General features: G+C 52.4%; 2 rRNA genes (1 of these 2 running past the window's edge). Both read right to left on the bottom strand.

The features are described 5' to 3' along the window. Positions 1–2: 2 nt before the first annotated feature. Positions 3–118, bottom strand: a 5S ribosomal RNA gene (rrf, locus tag F8N12_RS15285). A gap of 168 nt (positions 119–286) precedes the next feature. Next, a 23S ribosomal RNA gene (locus tag F8N12_RS15280) occupies positions 287–1,848 on the bottom strand; it runs 1,332 nt beyond the window's last position.

The following is a 1,848-nucleotide window of genomic DNA, read 5'->3' as shown; positions in this document are numbered from 1 at the left end:
AATCTTGACGATGACCTACTCTCACATGGGGAAACCCCACACTACCATCGGCGATGCATCGTTTCACTGCTGAGTTCGGGATGGGATCAGGTGGTTCCAATGCTCTATGGTCGTCAAGAAATTCGGTAGCCAGGTCGTTTACCTTTCGGTTCACGCTCCAGCGAATGGGTATGTGATAGTTTTGTGTGCTGCTTGTGAGCAAAGCGTGCGAACTTTCGGTTCGTGTCGTCTTCACAGTCACCGCAATCTGGTGCTCGTTAGAGCAAGCAAATTGCTTGGGTGTTATATGGTCAAGCCTCACGGGCAATTAGTATTGGTTAGCTCAACGCCTCACAGCGCTTACACACCCAACCTATCAACGTCGTAGTCTTCGACGGCCCTTCAGGGGACTCAAGGTCCCAGTGAGATCTCATCTTGAGGCTAGTTTCCCGCTTAGATGCTTTCAGCGGTTATCTATTCCGAACATAGCTACCCGGCAATGCCACTGGCGTGACAACCGGAACACCAGAGGTTCGTCCACTCCGGTCCTCTCGTACTAGGAGCAGCCCCTCTCAAATCTCAAACGTCCACGGCAGATAGGGACCGAACTGTCTCACGACGTTCTAAACCCAGCTCGCGTACCACTTTAAATGGCGAACAGCCATACCCTTGGGACCGGCTTCAGCCCCAGGATGTGATGAGCCGACATCGAGGTGCCAAACACCGCCGTCGATATGAACTCTTGGGCGGTATCAGCCTGTTATCCCCGGAGTACCTTTTATCCGTTGAGCGATGGCCCTTCCATACAGAACCACCGGATCACTAAGACCTACTTTCGTACCTGCTCGACGTGTCTGTCTCGCAGTCAAGCGCGCTTTTGCCTTTATACTCTACGACCGATTTCCGACCGGTCTGAGCGCACCTTCGTACTCCTCCGTTACTCTTTAGGAGGAGACCGCCCCAGTCAAACTACCCACCATACACTGTCCTCGATCCGGATAACGGACCTGAGTTAGAACCTCAAAGTTGCCAGGGTGGTATTTCAAGGTTGGCTCCACGCGAACTGGCGTCCACGCTTCAAAGCCTCCCACCTATCCTACACAAGCAAATTCAAAGTCCAGTGCAAAGCTATAGTAAAGGTTCACGGGGTCTTTCCGTCTAGCCGCGGATACACTGCATCTTCACAGCGATTTCAATTTCACTGAGTCTCGGGTGGAGACAGCGCCGCCATCGTTACGCCATTCGTGCAGGTCGGAACTTACCCGACAAGGAATTTCGCTACCTTAGGACCGTTATAGTTACGGCCGCCGTTTACCGGGGCTTCGATCAAGAGCTTCGCGTTAGCTAACCCCATCAATTAACCTTCCGGCACCGGGCAGGCGTCACACCCTATACGTCCACTTTCGTGTTTGCAGAGTGCTGTGTTTTTAATAAACAGTCGCAGCGGCCTGGTATCTTCGACCGGCATGAGCTTACGGAGCAAGTCCTTCACCCTCACCGGCGCACCTTCTCCCGAAGTTACGGTGCCATTTTGCCTAGTTCCTTCACCCGAGTTCTCTCAAGCGCCTTGGTATTCTCTACCCAACCACCTGTGTCGGTTTGGGGTACGGTTCCTGGTTACCTGAAGCTTAGAAGCTTTTCTTGGAAGCATGGCATCAACCACTTCGTGTTCTAAAAGAACACTCGTCATCAGCTCTCGGCCTTAAGATCCCGGATTTACCTAAGATCTCAGCCTACCACCTTAAACTTGGACAACCAACGCCAAGCTGGCCTAGCCTTCTCCGTCCCTCCATCGCAATAACCAGAAGTACAGGAATATTAACCTGTTTTCCATCGACTACGCTTTTCAGCCTCGCCTTAGGGACCGAC

The organism is Pseudomonas fluorescens (genome assembly GCF_902497625.1).
GTDB classification, from domain to species: Bacteria; Pseudomonadota; Gammaproteobacteria; order Pseudomonadales; family Pseudomonadaceae; genus Aquipseudomonas; species Aquipseudomonas fluorescens_BQ.
This window is presented reverse-complemented; position numbering and strand designations above follow the sequence as displayed.